11 protein-coding genes and 1 pseudogene are annotated in these 15,906 nt (G+C 54.0%); 1 reads left to right on the forward strand and 11 read right to left on the reverse strand.

What is annotated here, in order from left to right; translation table 11 throughout:
• Positions 1 to 168 precede the first annotated feature (168 nt).
• Positions 169 to 384 (forward strand): cold-shock protein, encoded by a 216-nt coding sequence (locus LAO76_11340; GenBank protein ID MBZ5491515.1) that lies wholly within the window; start codon positions 169 to 171, stop codon positions 382 to 384.
• 499 nt (positions 385 to 883) lie between these two features.
• On the opposite strand, the gene LAO76_11345 is transcribed toward LAO76_11340, so the two are convergent.
• The 11 genes and pseudogenes from LAO76_11345 to LAO76_11395 form a co-directional block, all read right to left on the reverse strand.
• Positions 884 to 1,864 (reverse strand): hypothetical protein, encoded by a 981-nt coding sequence (locus LAO76_11345; GenBank protein ID MBZ5491516.1) that lies wholly within the window; start codon positions 1,862 to 1,864, stop codon positions 884 to 886.
• A 148-nt stretch (positions 1,865 to 2,012) separates the two neighbouring features.
• Positions 2,013 to 3,473, reverse strand: coding sequence for a HAMP domain-containing protein (locus LAO76_11350; protein MBZ5491517.1), 1,461 nt, complete (start codon positions 3,471 to 3,473; stop codon positions 2,013 to 2,015).
• Positions 3,470 to 4,144, reverse strand: coding sequence for a response regulator transcription factor (locus LAO76_11355; GenBank protein ID MBZ5491518.1), 675 nt, complete (start codon positions 4,142 to 4,144; stop codon positions 3,470 to 3,472). The genes LAO76_11350 and LAO76_11355 overlap by 4 nt, the downstream gene beginning before the upstream one ends.
• A 673-nt stretch (positions 4,145 to 4,817) precedes the next feature.
• Positions 4,818 to 5,822, reverse strand: coding sequence for a radical SAM protein (locus LAO76_11360; GenBank protein MBZ5491519.1), 1,005 nt, complete (start codon positions 5,820 to 5,822; stop codon positions 4,818 to 4,820).
• An 85-nt stretch (positions 5,823 to 5,907) separates the two neighbouring features.
• Entirely contained in the window at positions 5,908 to 6,648 is a 741-nt protein-coding gene (gene pgl, locus LAO76_11365) for a 6-phosphogluconolactonase (protein MBZ5491520.1), read from the reverse strand.
• 19 nt (positions 6,649 to 6,667) lie between these two features.
• Entirely contained in the window at positions 6,668 to 8,221 is a 1,554-nt protein-coding gene (gene zwf / locus LAO76_11370) for a glucose-6-phosphate dehydrogenase (GenBank protein MBZ5491521.1), read from the reverse strand.
• Between the two features lie 18 nt (positions 8,222 to 8,239).
• On the reverse strand, positions 8,240 to 9,235 hold the full coding sequence (gene gnd / locus LAO76_11375) for a decarboxylating 6-phosphogluconate dehydrogenase (protein MBZ5491522.1): 996 nt from the start codon (positions 9,233 to 9,235) through the stop codon (positions 8,240 to 8,242).
• A 157-nt stretch (positions 9,236 to 9,392) separates the two neighbouring features.
• Positions 9,393 to 12,289 (reverse strand): annotated as a pseudogene (locus tag LAO76_11380) (bifunctional transaldolase/phosoglucose isomerase).
• On the reverse strand, positions 12,286 to 12,765 hold the full coding sequence (gene rpiB, locus LAO76_11385) for a ribose 5-phosphate isomerase B (GenBank protein MBZ5491523.1): 480 nt from the start codon (positions 12,763 to 12,765) through the stop codon (positions 12,286 to 12,288). Before rpiB ends, LAO76_11380 begins: the two are co-directional and overlap by 4 nt.
• Positions 12,766 to 12,788: 23 nt before the next feature.
• Positions 12,789 to 14,897 carry a transketolase gene (gene tkt, locus LAO76_11390; protein ID MBZ5491524.1) on the reverse strand — a complete coding sequence of 703 codons (2,109 nt, stop codon included), beginning with the start codon at positions 14,895 to 14,897 and terminating at the stop codon, positions 12,789 to 12,791.
• Between the two features lie 309 nt (positions 14,898 to 15,206).
• Entirely contained in the window at positions 15,207 to 15,647 is a 441-nt protein-coding gene (locus LAO76_11395) for a nuclear transport factor 2 family protein (GenBank protein ID MBZ5491525.1), read from the reverse strand.
• Positions 15,648 to 15,906 lie beyond the last annotated feature (259 nt).

Raw genomic sequence — 15,906 nt, forward strand, 5'->3', positions numbered from 1 at the left:
CTCGCCGAACGATCCGGTTGCTGGAGTCGCCTTCGGGCCTTCCGGCACGGCAGCCATCGGTTGCGGAAAAGAGCCATCTGGCGGCAAAGCAACAACCTTTTTTCTCCACCTTCGCGGTTGCAAAGGCGGAGATTCCAATCTGATGCTGAGGCGAAAGGAGTTGCATTTGTGAAAGAGAAGGGAACTGTGAAGTGGTTCAACGGAGCCAAAGGCTATGGCTTCATTCAACGCTCTACCGGGGAAGACGTTTTCGTCCACTTTTCCGCTATTCAGGAAAATGGCTACAGGACGCTGAACGAGGGCGAAACCGTGGAATATGAGCTCATGAAAGGGCCCAAGGGCTTTCTGGCCGCCAATGTACTGCGCGGCGGCGCGGCGAACTAGCAAAAGCAACTGAGCGATCGAGGTTTCCCCTTGTGCGGGCAAGGGGATTTTCTTTGCGCCCTGCTCTTCTCCCATCGCCAGTGGCGACGCAAAAAACGAGGCTGGACGATTCAACATCGTCCAACCTCAAATCCAAGCAAGGCCTTGCCTGATAGTCCTGGCCGCGCGGCCAGGAAACCTGCCGGAACAGAAGCTTTCAGTTTTAGCGGGACTGAAGGCTTCAGCTTCCGGGCGATTCATGGCGGGAGTGGCTCAGAGAAGCAAGGTTCCAGGGCCTGCTTCTCTTTTGGGGACCCGCAAAACAAGATTTCAGCAAACTCGACGTCAAGAAAAACCATTGTTGCCGCCGAACTCGCTTACAAATTCATTCTGATTTATTTGGATTAGAAGGTTATCAAGGCCACATTAAACTTCTTCATTTCACTCGTGTGAGTTTGCGGCCCGCAAAAAAATCCCCCGGAAGTTTTATTCCGAGGGGCGTGAGATTTTTTGTCTGGAACTAGTTCAGCGGTGGATTGTCTGCATTATTCGGCTGGGTTTCTGGTTGAGCTTGCGGCTCAGGCTGTGGTGGCGGTTCTACCCGGTTCGCTTCATTCTCACGGTCTTTCCGTTGCTGCTCTATTTCAGCCAGTCTTTTTTCTTCACGGGCTTTTTGCCAGTTCGCCATCAATTGTTCCTGCGTCAGTGGCGTTAGCGGCTTGGCCACTCCAGCCACTGGCGGAACATTTTCGTTGAGCTTGAATTCGGTCTCTGCTGGAGCTTGCGCCGGCGGAGGCTGGAATGGCCGGCTGGCGGCAAATTCAGTACGGCCAAACGAATGCCGCGTGCGGACCAGGATGCGTTGCAGGCCACCGTCAGCAGCCCCGGAGCCCATGATGATGTAGTCGATTTTGGGACTATCCAGCAATGCGCTCATCACGTCCTGGACTGCGCTAGGCCCAATCTGGGCGACTACGGGTTCATTTTGCAGTTCCGGAGCTAAATCTATGCTCGCGCCCGTCTTGGCGGAGATAAGATTCAAGACCATTCCCAGCGGGGCATTCTGAGAAGTTACACTCAGTTTTCCTTGCGCGTAATGAACTGTTGCAGTCGCTTCGGGTGTTGGTGCAGGGGCCATTGTTGCCGGCGCTGCAACAGGCGCAGGAGCAAAATTTGCAGCCACAGGCGCGACCGCTGGATATGCTGTTGGTGCTGCCTGGATCGCCGCTGCGGGCCGCGCTACCGGCGGCGCAGGCGCGGGCTGGATATGGACTGGAGCGATATTTGGATTTGTATTCGGCCGCGGAAAGTTCTGAGGAGCCACCATCTGGCGCGCTGCCGGAACCACTGGCGCTGACGTGTTCCCATCTTGCCCGGTTGGTGCGGGCACCGCGCTGGTAGCCGGACTTGGCTTGCGCTCCAAACGTCCGCCAGACCTTTGGGCAACCGCAACTAAAGACGCCATCGCCAGGAGAAGAGCCGCAGTGTTCGCGATCCTCATACAAAAACCTACCTTAAGAACCCGGATTCCTACTCTTGCATTGTGCCGCTTTGGCGCCCGCTTGACCATTGAAAAAACATTAAATTTTCCAATCCAGCCGTTTTTTATCGCCTGCAATTGAATAGGGCTGCCGCAAATCAAGCGCAGATTAATTGATGGGAGCGTCGCGCTGTACGCTGGGCGTCAAGCTCTCACCCAGTGAGGAAGCATTCAGCAGTGGCAGCGATACTCGAAAGCATGATCCTTTACCCGATGAGCTAGACACTTCAATGTGTCCGCCATGAGCTTCCGCGATGCTGCGGGCGAAATGAAGTCCCAAGCCGGTGCCGGGAACGTGGGATTTTCGCGCTGAACTGGAACGGTAACCACGCTCGAAGATATGTACCTGCTCATCGGGCGCAACGCCGCTTCCGGTATCGCTGATCGAAATAATGGCAACGTCGTTATGAACGGACAAAACCACGTCAACGCTTCCGCCGCGATGGTTGAACTTGATTGCATTATCCAGAAGATTGAGCAACAGCCGCCAGATCTGGCCCGCATCGAATGCGCCGATCACGTTCTGCTGCACTGTCCCAGAAATCTGGATTCCACGCTCTCCCGCCTGTCCGCGCATGCCATCAACCGCTGTCTGGACCAGTTCGGAGAGGTCTTCCTTTTCCCGATTCAGCTTGATTTGCTCGCTTTCCGATTGGGCCAGTTCCATCAGGTCTGAAACCGTCCGCGCCAGCAGTTCCACATGCTCAAGCTGCTTGGAAAGCGTGTCGCGGTAATTCGTTTCATTGTTGCCGAGCCGAAGCGCCTGTTCCGTTTCCGATCGCAAAACGGTAAGCGGCTGCCGGATTTCATGGGAAAGAGTCCGCAGAAATTCCGTCATCCGCTGGAATGAGCTTTGCAGCCGCGCAATCATGGCATTGAGAGAGGTGCTGAGCTCATCAACCTCGTCACCAGTGCCAGTTACCGGAAGCCGGGTGCTCAAATCGAAAGCGGTGATCTGTTTTGCCGCGGCTGCCGCCTGTTCCAGGCGGCGCATGGAATAAGACGTCATGATCAATGCATTCACGGCATGCGCCAGAATGATGAAGGGAATCAGGGCAAACAGAAACATGCGGAGACGCCAGCAATCTTCATCCGTCTGATCTAAAGACGTGCCTACTCTCAAAAGATAATGCCGCCCCGCCAGGCCCAGAACCGGGACATCGAGAATGCGTATGTGCGTGTTGCCCGCCGTGATGCTTTGCCATACGGAATGATCGGATGAAGGTTCCGCTGAAGAAACCGGAAGATGCAGGGCCGCCATTGCATGAGAAATGTCGAGCGTATGGCCTTCGTCGTCCAGCAGCTCGTAATACCGCATGGAACGCTCAAATTGGGCGCGTACTTCCGGATCAGCTTCTGCGTTGAGCCACTTTACGCTGCCGGCGCGAATCTGTAGCATGCTGCGGACGGAAATAGCGCGGTCCTGCAGTTCGTCGTCCAACTGGCCATAAATGCGGCGAGTCAGCAGAGCATAAGCGCTCCAGGCCAGTATTACGACCAGGAGCGCGAATGTTACTGTCTGTTTTATTGCAAGCCGGGTACTGAGCCGGCGTAAAGCCACGAATTTCATTGGGAAGCTGATGACAACATATATCCTACGCCACGAGCGGTATGGATCAGTGGCTTTTCATAGCCGTGATCAATTTTGGCGCGGAGATAATTGATGTAAACATCCACGATGTTGGTAAGCCCTTCAAAACCCAGGTTCCAGACATGCTCTACCACCATGGTGCGTGTAACAGTGCGGCCGGCATTGCGCATCAGGTATTCCAGCACGGCGTATTCACGCTGCGTAAGATTGATCGGCTTGCCGCCACGCGTCACCATGTGCCGCATGCGATCAAGCTCCAGGTCTTCCACGCTGAGCTTGTCCAGCAATTCCTGGGGACGACGCAGAAGAGCGTGGACCCGGGCCAGCAGCTCTTCGAACGAAAATGGCTTTACAAGATAATCGTCGGCACCCGCCTGCAGGCCGCAAACACGGTCGGAAACGTCTTTGCGCGCGCTCAGGAGCAGGATCCTCATATTGGACCCGGATTTACGTAATTTGCGAAGAACGGTTAGACCGTCAAGTTTAGGAAGATTCCAATCGAGAATGATTCCGTCATAATCAATCTCGGTTGCCAGCTGGAGACCTTCTTCTCCGTCCCCAGCCAGATCGACAGCGAAGTGGTCCGCTTCCAGACCCTTCACCAGTGTGCGTGCTACTTTAGGCTCATCCTCAATAACCAATATGCGCATAAGTCCACCTCCCGCTTCGGTGGAAGAATTGCCGTCACTTTAAACTCAGCGACGTGCAAAGTCCATCCGCTGTTTACCCCAAACCCTACCGTACATCCTGGAATTAACTACCCGTATACTTGTGCTGCCAGACATCAAATCGTTTCACTTCTGCCGATTTTTATGTTGTACGTCAGCGATAACCCTCACTGTCCGTATGGCCAAGCTATCCGATCATCTTCCAGCAGCGACATCATGCCTGATTTCGCTGGAAGCACCTGCACCTTTTGTCTTTGATCTCTTCTGAGTCAGCTTTCGCTGTGCATCATCTCTGGGACATGTTCTTTGGTACAGGTACTAAGTTGCCCTATCGTACACAGAATTTTTAAAATTGAAACATTTTTTTTTCAATTTTGGGCCGCTTTTTTTGCTGCCCACTTCTGAGGTACATCTCAATTGCGCCAACAGGGACAATATAGCATGGCCGTATGGACATAGCAATATATTGTACTTAAGGACATGTACTTATTCCTGCCATCCAGCATTGAGGCCGCAAAACACGCTTAACCCATTATTTTTGTGCAGCTTGCATTCTCACTTCGCCGCCATTGTTAGGCAATTTGTTTCAATGTGATCGTTTTTTATCTGTGGAAAACTTTTACATCGTGGGACTAGGAAACGTAACAAACGATCATCACGGCGCAAACAAATTGAGCTGTCTGGAAAGGCCTCCTCCCGATGTCCGAACGCCAGAATCATGGTTCCTGACACCGATACCGTGCCGTCGGCACAACTTGTTCACCAGCGCTGAAACACGCTTCTTGTAATCAACAGGCAAAAAAGCGCGATCAGAGTAGCGCGCTTTGTACAAGGTTACAAGTTGAGGAAAATGCTCCTGCAAAAAAGGCATGAATACTTTTGCGGAACATGGTTTTAAGAACAGCGGTATGGCGGCGACTGATGTTGCGCCGGCCGCGGCCGCGGAACGAACAACGCTTTCCAGGTCTTTTGGAGAGTCGGTGATGCCGGGCAAGATCGGCGCACAATTCACGCTTGTGGATATTCCGGCTGCCGAAAGCTTCTTTACTGCGCTAAAGCGCAAATCAGGCCGAGGCGCTCGTGGTTCCAGGATGCGCGCGAGATCAGTCTTCGTTGTCGTGATAGTTACGTGGATACTGAGCCGGTTCCTGGCGGATATCTGCTGTAACAGATCAAGATCGCGCACGATCAGGTCCGACTTGGTTACCAGTCCAAGAGAAAGCCCATCATGCCGCGCCAACTCCTCCATCACGGCGCGGGTAATCCCGAACTTTCTCTCAGCAGGCTGATACGGGTCTGTGGCCGTGCCGATGGCGATGCTTTGGCCCGGACGCACCTGCTTCAACTCTTGCCGCAGCAGCCATGCGCTGTGCTTCTTCACGTAGATCTTGCGCTCAAAATCCAGCCCGTCGTGCATCTCCATAAACTCATGCGTATAGCGCGCATAACAGTATTTACAGGCAAACTCGCATCCTCGATAGGGATTGATCTGCCAGGAGAAGGGCATCCGCGGCGAATCACAGCGCGTGAGCATGCTGCGATTTTCAAGGGAGATGTACTCGACGTTGTGACCTTCAGAAATTGCTTCGCCCTTGGCTGCTAGGCGCGCAATGCCGATGAAGGGAACTTGGGGTTCGGAATGCGGGAAGAGGGACTCCATAGTCGTTTCGCAGGGTATTCGCCAAATGCAAGAATATGCCAAATGCGAACAAAATGCAAATGAGATGAGAGAGGACAGTTAAGGATTAAGGGACACGGTTAACTGGCAGCAAACTGCCTGCATCCTGGTCGATCAGCCACAGCAATCGGCCGTTTTCCGGATGGATACTTTGAGCGGGAAATTCGCTGGTTCCCGGACGGAGCACCTGGCTGAGAATCTGCGCCTTGCCGGCGCCGGAGACGAGAAAGACCACCTCGGCAGCATTGTTCAGAACTGGGAAAGTTAACGTGATGCGAAAAGTCTTAAATTTCTCCACCCAATTTGCCGTTACCCTGCGGGATGCTTTGCTCAGCGCTTTGCTGCCCGGAAAAAGTGAAGCAGTGTGGCCATCTTCACCGATCCCAAGAAAAATGAGGTCGAACCCCGGCCAGTCGTGATTGCCCAGATGGAAGAAATTAATCAACTGGTGCTCATATTCTGCTGCAGCTGCTTCAGCGTCCAGTTCGGCGTGAATACGATGTACATTCTTCTCAGGAATTGGCACCTTGCTCAAGAGTGACTCGCTGGCCATGCGAAAGTTGCTGTCAGGATGGTCCGGCGGAACGTGGCGCTCGTCTCCGAAGAAGATGTGGATATGGTCCCACGGCAATTGCTTATGCTCGCTGGCTAGCAGGGAATATACAGCGCGAGGCGTGTTGCCGCCCGATAGCGCGACCGAAAATCGTCCTCGCTCCTGAACCGCAGCTTCTGCCGCACGATGAAACTCCTGCGCTGCTTCACGCGCAAGCGTAACAGCGTCAGGCGCAATTTTGATCTCTACTCCCATTTGCGAGTATCGCGATCCGCTATTCGGACTCGATTTTTCTCCAGGAACGGCCGTCGCGGGCGATGATGTCGGTAGCCTCTTCCGGTCCCCACGATCCGGCAGCGTAGTTTGGGAAATTGCGCGCAGCCAGCGCCTTCCATACATCGATAATCGGATCAACCACGGTCCAGCCTGCTTCTACCATGTCCGCGCGCTGGTAGAGAGTCTGGTCGCCCATGATTCCGTCATAGAGAAGCACTTCGTAACCGGTATTGGCTGTGGTACCGAAATAGTCAGCGTAGTTAAAGTCCATCTCTACTTCACCGACCTTCATTTGTGCGCCGGGGATTTTGGCTCCAAAGCGGAGCGAAATACCTTCGTCCGGGGCGATATGAATGATGAGTTGATTGGCATCCAGGCTGTTGACCGGCGTGTCGCGAAACAAAACCAGCGGCGCACGTTTGAACTGGACTGCCACTTCAGTGTGGCGCGTCGGCAGCCTTTTGCCTGTTCGGAGGTAAAAAGGAACACCGGCCCAGCGCCAGTTATCGATCATCAGCCGCAACGCGACAAACGTTTCGGTTTTCGATTCCGGCGGGACGCCTTCTTCTGCGCGATACGCCGGGACCCGCTCGCCACTGATGACACCGGCGCCATACTGGCCGCGAACCGCGCAATGCAAAACATCTTCTTCACTAAACGGCTGCAAGGCGTGCAATATTTTTGCTTGCTCATCATGGACAGCCGTTGAGTTAAATGAAATCGGTGGTTCCATGGTTGTGAGTGAGACCAACTGGAAGAGGTGATTAGGCACCATGTCACGGAGCGTTCCTGCCATGTCAAAGTAGCCGCCGCGTTTTTCCACGCCAACAGTTTCCGCCACCGTGATCTGTATGTGGTCAATGTAGCGGCGGTTCCAGATAGGTTCAAAAATGCCATTGCTGAAACGAAAAACCAGAATGTTCTGGACTGTTTCTTTGCCAAGGTAATGGTCAATGCGGAAAATCTGCTGTTCAGTCAGCACTTTACTGACTTGGCGGTTCAGCGCCTTGGCCGATTCCAAATCATTACCGAACGGCTTTTCAAAAACCACTCGCCGCCAGTGTCCATCTTTTTCACAGGCCAGTTCTGCAGCGCCGAGGTGCTCAACGATTTCGCCAAAGAAAGTTGGGCTGGTGGCAAGATAAAAGAAGTAATTTCCCTTTGTATTGCACTTCTCGTCGATCTCAGCCAGGATTTTCCCGACTCGAGTGTAGAGTCCGGCATCATGAAATTCGCCTCCCGCATAGAAGACCCGCTGGATCATCCAATCACGAAGCTTGGGATCAACTTTACTCGTCGCAAACTTATCAAGATTGTCGCCCATGATCTTCTGATACTGCTCGCGGGTGTAATCGTTGCGGCCAACTCCGACGATCGCGAAATCTGAAGAAAGCAACTTGCTCTTGACCAGGTTATAGATGGCAGGGAAGAGCTTGCGCGAAGTAAGGTCACCAGTTCCGCCAAAAATGACCATCACGCAAGGGCCTGTGGGCGGTGGAGAACCTGAGGGTGGCTTGTCCAGGGCCGGCAATTCTCTTTCTAGTTGAGGCATGTAAGCGCGATCTCCTGATCAGGAAGCTTTTTCGTTTTTTGGGGTCAGCTCAATGTGGCCGCCAAATTTCTGCCGCATGGCGCTCAGCATCTTCTCAGCGAAAGTATGGTCCTGTCGCGAGCGGAAGCGCGTGTAAAGCGCTGCGGTCAGGACATCTGCGGGAACAGCTTCTTCCAGCGCTGCTGTAACGGTCCAGCGGCCTTCGCCTGAATCCTGCACAATGCCGGTGTACTCAGAAAGCGTGGGATTTTCCGCCAGAGCCATCGCCGTGAGATCCAGCAGCCAGGAAGAAATCACGCTACCTCGACGCCAGACTTCAGCGATATCCGGCAGGTTGAGATCGTAGCGATGACCTTCAGGAAGTTGTGCTGAGGTTGCGTTACGGAAGATATCAAAGCCTTCCGCATAGGCTTGCATCAAACCATACTCAATGCCGTTGTGCACCATCTTTACAAAGTGCCCAGCGCCGGAAGGTCCACAATAGAGGTAGCCTTCTTCCGCAGTGCTTTTGAATTTCTCGCGCCCAGGGGTTTTGGGAATGTCGCCTTTGCCGGGAGCCAAGGTTTTAAAAATTGGATCAAGATGCTCCACGGCTTCTTTCGGCCCTCCAAGCATCATGCAATATCCACGCTCAAGTCCCCAGACGCCCCCGCTGGTTCCAACGTCAATATAGTGAATGCCGCGGTCTTTCAATTTCTGTGATCGCCGTACGTCGTCTTTATAGTAAGAATTGCCGCCGTCAATAATGATGTCGCCAGCCTGGAAGCGCGGTGCCAGCGCGTTCACGGTCTGCTCTGTTGGATCGCCCGCAGGAACCATGATCCACGCGGCGCGAGGTTTGGTCAGCTTCGCCGCAAAGTCATCGAGTGACGTTGATCCTGTAGCGCCTTCGCCAGCCAACTCATTCACGTTCTGCGGGCTCAGGTCAGAGACCACGCATTGATGTCCTGCGCGCATCAGACGCCGAACCATGTTGCCGCCCATACGGCCCAGCCCAATCATTCCAAGTTGCATCGTTCTCCTTTTTTCTGGAATTCCGAGCGCAGCGAGGAATCCCTTTTTCTAAAATTCCGAACCGGAGCGGAGTGTAGGTGAGGAAACCCTATGACAACCAGAATTTGTCGTTACAATAGGGTGCCCTCGCGCTACGCGCTCGGGGTTGCGAAAAGATCTACTTCAAAGCGTCTGTTACAGCCCGCCCTAACCTCTCAAGCCCCGCATCCACATCCTTCGGCAGATGCACGCGCAAGGCCCGCCGCTTGCGATCCGCCAGCACCTGGAAATCTCCGCGTGCCTGTGCCGCCTTTACGATTCCGAATGTGTATTTCTGTCCCGGCACAGGAAGATCGTTCGCATCGTCGCAGGTGATCTGCAGGAACACGCCGGTGTTCGGGCCGCCTTTGTACGCCTGTCCGGTGGAATGCAGGAAACGCGGGCCGAAGCCCAGGCAGGTTGCAACGTGCTTGCGGTCGCGCACGGCATGGCGAATCGCCTGCAATGATTCTTCATGCGCGCTGTTCATTTCGATGTATGCCAACAAAGGCATGTAGTCGCCGGCATTGAATTGGCTCAGATGCACGCGCAGAAAACCCACAAGCGAGCGATCATTTCCTGCAAGCTTGTTCAGATTTGCCGCGTTGCGCTCGTCTGTAAATAGCTTGATGCGGCCGTCATCGAAAAGCGGGGACTCCTCTGGCAGCTTTCCGCTTTTCTCATACTCTTCTGTCAATTGCCGCGTAACGATCTTGCTGGCTTCCACGTCAGGCTGGTTGAACGGATTGATCTTCAGGATGGAGCCGGCGACCGCCGTGGCAATTTCCCAGCGGAAAAATTCCTGCCCCAGGTCGTAAATATCGGCCAGTTCGATTTCGACAACCGGATGACCGGCGCTACGGAGAGCGTCAAGCTGCTGAGTTTGGGGAGTGTCAGGCTCATCGGCAAGCCGCAGATGAATGAAGACACGATCATTGCCGTAAACCTCAGGCGCGCCCAGCGCCTCACGGTCCACCGGGACAAGCCCCTTGCCGATTTTGCCGGTACTTTCAGCAATGAGTTGTTCCAGCCACGCGCCCAGATCGTGAATCCCCGGCGACGTGATGATGGTGACTTTATTGCGGCCAAGATTACCCAATGTCCCCAGGATTGAGCCAAGGACTGCGCCGGGATTCTGGTCTGCCGGAACTTCAGGCTTGCAAGCCTGCACCATTTCATTGGTGCGCTGAAGGAATTTGCTGAGATCGAGTCCCATGATGGCGGCCGGGACCATGCCAAAATTGGAAAGGGCAGAGTAGCGTCCGCCAATGCTGGCCACGCCGAAAAAGATTTTGCGGAAATGGTCGCGCTCCGCCACCTGCTGCATCTTGGAGCCGGGATCAGTAATGGCGATAAAGTGCTCGCCAGCCTTATCCTTGCCGACCGTTTGCTGCATGCGCTCAAAGAAATATTGCTTGAAGATATTCGGTTCCAGCGTGCTGCCGGACTTGCTGGCGACGATGCATAGCGTCTTTGCCAGATCAACCTGACTCTCAATAGACTTGATTTGTGCCGGATCGGTTGAATCCAGAACATGCAGCTCAGGGTGCTCCACCTGCTTCCCATAAGTGATCTTCAGAACCTCAGGACACAGACTGGAGCCGCCCATGCCCAGCAATAACGCGTGCGTAAAACCTGCTTTTGCTGCGTCTGTGGCCGCATCATTCAACTGCTTTAAATGTGCAAGCTGGTCTTCAACAATCGGCAACCAGCCTACCCATTTATCTTCATCGTCGCCCGTCCAGAGCGAAGGATCACCGCGCCAAAGCCGCGCCATCTTGTTGTTGGCCTGCCAGTCTTTCAGAGTCGATTGCACGGCCTGTGTGAGCGGCGCGGAGAGTTCCCAGCGGGGTAACTGGATACTTGTCTTTGTGCTCACGGGCGGGCTCTCTTTTGCTCCACAACCTGATGGAGTTGAGTGAAAGCGTCATCAAAGAGCTTGATAGCGTCATCAAGCAGCTTGCCGGTGACTTGCTTCATGGAAATCCCCGCCTTTTCCATGTCAGACATGGTCTTATCGGCAGCGGCGAGGTCGCTATCCAGCGTGCGCCGTAAGACGCCGTGATCGCGGAAGGCGTCCATGGTGGCCGGAGGAATGGTGTTTACCGTGTCCGGGCCGATCAACTCTTCAATGTAGAGCACATCGCGATATTTTGGATTTTTGGTGCTGGTGCTGGCCCAGAGCAGCCGCTGGCTTTGTGCGCCTTTAGCGGCAAGAGCTTTCCAGCGCGGGCTCTCGATCATCTTCTGGTAATAACGATAAGCCTGCTTGGCGTTGGCGATGGCAACCTTGCCGCGTAACGACTCAAGGAGCTGTGCATCGTCTCCCTTCGCAGTTTTGAGGCGCTCTTCAATGGTGGAGTCCACCAACGTATCGATGCGGCTGACAAAGAAGCTGGCTACGCTGGCGATACCGCTGATATCCTTGCCGGCTTTAAGGGCGGCTTCCAGACCATCGAGGTAGGCTTCAGCCACGGCAATGTAAGCTTCCTGGGCGAAGAGCAGAGTGATGTTGATATTCAGGCCTTCACTGGTAAGGCGGCGCACCGGCTCTACGCCTTCAGGCGTACCGGGAACTTTAATCATGATATTGGGACGATTGACGGCCTTCCACAGGCGACGCGCTTCTTCGATAGTGCCTTGAGTATCCCGCGCCAGCGTGGGCGAGACCTCAAGGCTCACATAGCCGTCGCGACGGTTTGTGGACTTGTAAACCGGCAGGAGCTTGTCAGCTGAGTCTTGAATATCACGCACGACGATGCGTTCGTAAATCTCGCCCGTAGGCAGGCCCTGTTTGCCGAGCTGGGTAAGAAGGTCCGTGTAGTCATTGCTGCCGCCGATGGCTTTTTCAAAGATTGAAGGATTGGAGGTGATGCCGCGCAGGCCGTCCTGGTCAATCAACTTCTGCAAATCGCCGTTGAGAATAATGTTGCGGCGGATGTAGTCCAGCCAGACGGATTGACCATATTTTTGCAGGCCGAGCAGCGCGTTTTGAGTGCCGGTTTGGGTTTTCTCAGGGGTAGTAACGGGGTTCATGAAATCTTCTCCTTGACGACCGAGTCGAGTGAGTAGCGCTGTTCAATGCTATGAATCTTTGCCAGACGCCGGCGATGCCTGTCTTCATTGGTAAAACGGGCGTTAATAAATGTGATGCACAAATCCTTGGCCAGTTCCGGCCCAATTACGCGTGATCCTAAAACCAGGACGTTGATGTCGTCATGCTCGACGCCCTGATGCGCGGAATATCCGTCATGACAAAGGCCGGCGCGAACACCCGGAATCTTGTTGGCCGCGACGGATGCGCCCACGCCGCTGCCGCAGATCAGGATGCCGCGCTCTGATTTGCCCTGAAGCACGCTCATACTGACCAATTGAGCATAATCAGGATAATCCACCGGAGCGGTGCTGTCAGTGCCCACGTCATTCAGCTCGTGGCCGCATTGGCGCAAGTAGTCGATCAGAAATGTTTTCAGTTCAAAACCGGCGTGATCGGAACCTATTGTGATCTTCATGAGTTATTGGTTTTTGGCTGATGTTAATGTTTCCCCAACATCTCTCGGGCTGCTTGCACTACCGCGTCCGCAGTAAAGCCGAATCTCTTCAGCAATTCTTTGAGCGGAGCGGAAGCGCCGAAGGTCCGCATTCCAATACTCTTTCCCTTAGGGCCTACATACTGTGACCAGCCGAAGGTTGAAGCCTGCTCCACAGAAATGCGGGCGGTCACGCTCTGCGGCAACACGCTCTCACGATACTCTGGAGACTGTTTCTCAAATATTTCCCATGAAGGCATGCTTACAACGCGCACTTTGCGGCCTTCCGCACTCAGGGTTTCATATGCGGACACGCAGAGAGAAACTTCGCTTCCAGTAGCCATCAGGATCAGCTCGGGCTTTCCGTCTGGCGCATCGGCCAGGATGTACGCGCCTTTTGCCACACCGGAGGCAGCGGCGTACTTGCTGCGATCGAAGGTCGGAATAGCCTGGCGAGTAAGCACCAGCGCAGCCGGCTCATGCCGCAACTGCATGATCACTCGCCACGCTTCTGTAACTTCATTGGCGTCTGCCGGACGCAGCGTAATAAATCCGTGCAGCGCTCGGAGTGACGCGAGTTGCTCAATCGGCTGATGCGTGGGACCGTCTTCACCCACACCGATAGAGTCATGAGTGAACACATAAATGACAGGAATTTCCATGATCGCCGCGAGGCGCATGGGTGGACGAGAATAGTCGCTGAAGATCAGGAACCCGGAGCCGTAAGGACGAATCTTACTGAGTGAGAGTCCGTTCAGGATAGAGCACATGGCATGCTCACGGATGCCAAAATGGAAGTTGCGCCCGGCGTAGCTGCCAGCTTCAAATTCGCCAGCGCCCTCAAAACTGAGGTGCGTTTTAGTTGAAGGAGCAAGATCGGCTGATCCACCCATGAGCCAGGGCACATTTTGGGCAAGCACGTTCAGGACCTTGGCGGATGAATCTCGGCTGGCCATGCCTTTAGGATCGGCAGGGAAGACGGGCAGATTCTTGTCCCAGCCTTCAGGAAGCTGGCGATGCTGCATGCGCGTGACCTGGTCAGCGAGATCGGGGGACGTCTTTTTATACTGCGCGAACGTCGCTTCCCATGCGGTACGGAGGTCATGTCCGCGCTTACCCATCACGGCAGAGAAATGTTCACGTACTCCGTCTGGCACCAGGAATTTTGCGTCCTCCGGCCAGCCGTAAACGCGCTTCGCTCCACGAATTTCTTCTTCACCCAGCGGCTCGCCATGGGCTTCTTTGGTGTCCTGCTTTTTCGGCGCGCCATAGGCAATGTGGCTGTCAATAATAATGAATGTGGGGCGGTCGTTAGTCTGGTGAAAAACGTTGAGAGCGCGGGTCAACAATTCCAAATCATTGGCATCGCCTACACGCGTGACGTTCCAGCCATATCCCATGAATCGGGAAGCAATGTCTTCACTGAACGCCAGCTTGGTTTTGCCTTCAATCGTGATGTGGTTATTGTCATAGAGCCAGCAAAGATTGCTCAGCTTGAGATGGCCTGCCAGCGATGCCGCCTCACTGGAAACGCCTTCCATCATGTCCCCATCGCCGCAGATCGCATAGACGTTGTAATTGAACAGCTCAATATCCGGCTGATTGAAATGTGCAGCCTGCCATTTGGCCGCAATCGCCATGCCCACACTATTGGCCACGCCCTGGCCCAGCGGGCCGGTAGTGGTTTCAACGCCAGAAGTTAGCCGATATTCAGGATGTCCGGGGCATTTGCTGTCTAGCTGGCGGAAGTGCTTGATGTCGTCCAGGGAAACGGCAGGCTCGCCCAGCGTTTCATACTTCGGATTTACTGCCTTTACGCCGGCAAGATGCAGCAATCCATAAAGCAGCATGGAGGCGTGTCCATTGGAAAGGACAAAGCGGTCACGGTTGGGCCAGATGGGATCTTCAGGATCATAGCGAAGGAAGCGCTGCCAGAGGACGTAAGCCACAGGTGCCAGGGCCATAGGCGTTCCCGGATGACCGGAATTCGCCTGCTGCACCGCGTCCATGGCGAGCGTGCGGACGGTGTTAATGCAGAGCTGATCAATATTGCCTGCGTTTTTTATGTCTTTGGTCTGGTCGGCGACTTCTGGCAAGGTCACGGGAAGAGCCATTCTCTTAAGCAACCTCCAACAGATAAGCCTACGCTAAATTGGGGCCATCTGGGGAGTGCGGAAACCGCTTTTTGCGAGATGGCGGCGCAAGAAGCTGAGGAAAATTGGGCAAAACCCCAAAACCTTACGGCTGATGACACTGATAACGCTGATTTGCACTGATTAAAAGGGTTGATAAAACCATTTTGGGCTTTGTTAATCCCTCATCGTTCCAAAATGCGATAACTTGCTGATCCAAAGGATGGCGATTATTTGTATTGAGTGGCAAGGCAAAATTGTTTGCCGCCAAAAAGGTCCTGTGACGCCGGCTTATTGCCGGGTGTATTGCAGCACTACATCCAGAACGCGCCATTCGCCGTTCAACTTTGAAAGATGCATGTAGTCAATCCAGCGGCCGGTCACAACCTTTACGCTGGCGGCATCGCGGTAAAGGTCCAGGACTTCGATCTTCTGGGTCCGATCTGCCATGGGAATTTCTTTGCCGCTTCCCAGACGAACGCCTTCCAACATCGACTCGACGGTGTCTTCGCTGATTTCCGTATGGCCATTCACGGTACGCAGGGTGCGCTTGTGGAAATCAGGATGTAACGCCTTCTGCATCCGAACTGGGTCGGCAGTGTAGTACGCGTCCATATAGTTTTGCGCCACCGCGGCGACGGCTGTTTTTTCATTGGAAGTGGTCGCACTGTCCAAGGCCAGGACGGCCACGCTCAGAACCAGCAGGATAAAGAACGCAAGTATTTTGCGCATAGATTCCTCTTTTTTGTGAAAGCAGTTTTGCGATATCGCCGATAGGTCTGGCCAAAATTATTCTTTTGCAAGTCATGGCCCAAGCCAGAGAAACCGCTAACTGGCTGCTGCTATTTAGGTTAGGTGTGACATTTCAAGAGGTTGTCCATTCGAGCAAAACCAGAGAAGCTGATTGTGATGAGCAGTCAACTCAAATCTGGAGGCCCGAATGGACATTCATAAGAATGCACGACTTACCTTTATCCGTCGAGAGCAGTTA

It is taken from the genome of Terriglobia bacterium (genome assembly GCA_020072645.1).
Taxonomy (GTDB): domain Bacteria; phylum Acidobacteriota; class Terriglobia; order Terriglobales; family Acidobacteriaceae; genus Angelobacter.